Annotated in this window: 1 protein-coding gene; it reads left to right on the plus strand. The window is 59.8% G+C overall.

Annotation, left to right across the window (positions count from 1 at the left end):
* Positions 1-78: 78 nt before the first annotated feature.
* On the plus strand, positions 79-1,516 hold a 1,438-nt coding region (locus tag A9976_RS12300), incomplete at its 3' end, for an alkyl/aryl-sulfatase (protein WP_183019251.1).

Raw genomic sequence — 1,516 nt, forward strand, 5'->3', positions numbered from 1 at the left:
TGACATGCGGGGTAATCTGCCTGGCATTGATCGCGTCGCTGCGTTGCCTCGCCTATTTCCTGAACATCGAGAGTCCCTATGAGAAATGCATATGCACAGCCTCAGCCGGCAAGCGCCAGCACCATTCAAAGCCACGGCCGGTTCCGCAGCGAGCTTGATTTCAGCGACACGACGGCATTCAGCGATGCCGCCCGTGGCTACATCGCGACGATTCCCGATGCGCGCATCATCGGTGCCGACGGCAAAGTGGTCTGGGACCTGGGTCGATACCACTTCCTTGAACAGTCGGACGCCCCGGATACGGTTAACCCTAGCCTATGGCGTCAAGCCAGGCTGAACATGCATCATGGATTGTTCAAGGTAGTCGACGGTATCTATCAGGTGCGCGGCTTCGACCTGGCCAATATCACCTTCATAGAGGGCGAGAAAGGGATCGTGGTCATCGATCCCCTCACGTACGAGGAATCGGCGCGGGCAGCCTTGGATCTGTATTGGCTGCACCGCGGCCACCGACCGGTTGTGGCAGTGATCTATAGCCACAGCCATCGGGATCATTTCGGCGGCGTGCTGGGCGTGACAAGCGTTGAAGACGTGGCTGCAGGCCGCGTGTCTGTCATCGCGCCGACGGGGTTCATGGATGAAGTCGTGTCGGAAATGGTGATGGCTGGCGTTCCGATGCGCCGCAGGGCGGCGTTCCAGTTTGGCCCGTCGTTGATGCCAGGCCCGATGTCGCAAGTGGACAGCGGCTTGGGTAAGAACGCGGGCCAGGGAACCTATTCGATGATTCCGCCAACGATGCTCATCACCGAGACGGTCGAAGAGCATGTCATCGACGGTGTGAAGATTGTCTTTCAGTTGACCCCTGGCACCGAAGCGCCAGCGGAGATGAACTTCTATTTTCCAGGCCACAGGGCCTTGAACCTGGCGGAGAACGCCTGTCATACGATGCACAACCTTTGCCCCTTGCGCGGTGCGAAAACGCGCGACTCGCTGGCATGGTCACGCTACCTTGACGAAGCGCTTGATCTTTATGGCGACAAATCGGACGTGGTCTTCGCCCAGCACCACTGGCCCACCTGGGGCAGTGAACGCGTCGTCGAGTTCATTCGCGTACAGCGTGATCTCTATCGCTTCCTGCACGACCAGACGTTGCGGCTGATGAGTCATGGCCTGACTCCGAGGGAGATCGCGGAACAGCTGATGCTGCCCAATGCGCTCTCCAGGAACTGGAGTGCGCGAGGCTATTACGGCGCCATAGCGCACAACGTCGAGGCTATCTACGCTCACTACCTGGGGCCTTATGACGGCAATCCTGCACACCTTCATCGCCTGCCGCCAGTGGAGCTTGGGAAGAAGGTCGTCGAGTACATGGGAGGCAACGACGCGATCCTGGAGCGCGCACGCGCAGACATGGACGCCGGCCAGTTCCGGTGGGTGGCTGAGGTCATGAATCATGTGGTGTTCGCCGATCCCGGTTGCTGGGCGGCGCGGGAACTTGGTGCCAATGCGATGGAAC

The sequence above is a fragment of the Delftia sp. UME58 genome (assembly GCF_014170385.1).
Taxonomy (GTDB): Bacteria; Pseudomonadota; Gammaproteobacteria; order Burkholderiales; family Burkholderiaceae_C; genus Comamonas; species Comamonas acidovorans.